Origin of the sequence: Oryzibacillus soli (genome assembly GCF_051594765.1) — a bacterium.
Taxonomy (GTDB): Bacteria; Bacillota; Bacilli; order Paenibacillales; family NBRC-103111; genus Paenibacillus_AR.
On the sequence record NZ_JBPPGJ010000096.1, the window covers coordinates 1 to 409 of the forward strand.

General features: G+C 44.0%; 1 protein-coding gene. It reads right to left on the bottom strand.

Annotation, left to right across the window (positions count from 1 at the left end):
- Positions 1 to 217: 217 nt before the first annotated feature.
- On the bottom strand, positions 218 to 409 hold a 192-nt coding region (locus ACSEXW_RS28320; protein ID WP_438449521.1), incomplete at its 5' end, for a helix-turn-helix domain-containing protein.

The window sequence follows — 409 nt, forward strand, 5'->3', positions numbered from 1 at the left end:
CTTTCATCCGGCTAAGGTATACGTTCCGAATTTCTTGGTAATAATTCATAATGACAGGACCTCCGCGTTACCTGAGATAAACCACAGTTAACTTGTAGTTATCATGCAGGCATGGCAAATAAAACTGCAGGTTGAATGCAATTCACTCTTGCGTAACCGTAGGTTACGTTATATAATAGCGACATGGGCACAAAAGTGTGACAAATGAAACCTACAGTTACGCTTCTTGCTTCAATCTTCGAGACCACTTCATTTCGGCTAACTCTGCCAGTTCGGAATCAGGGAACAGTTGTAATGGCCCCTTGCCAAACAGATCAGCGAGCTTAAGCATGATCTCGACACTGGTAACATTCCGGCCTTTTTCAAGGTTTCGAATGCTAGTCTCAGAAAGGCCGACAAGACTTCCCAG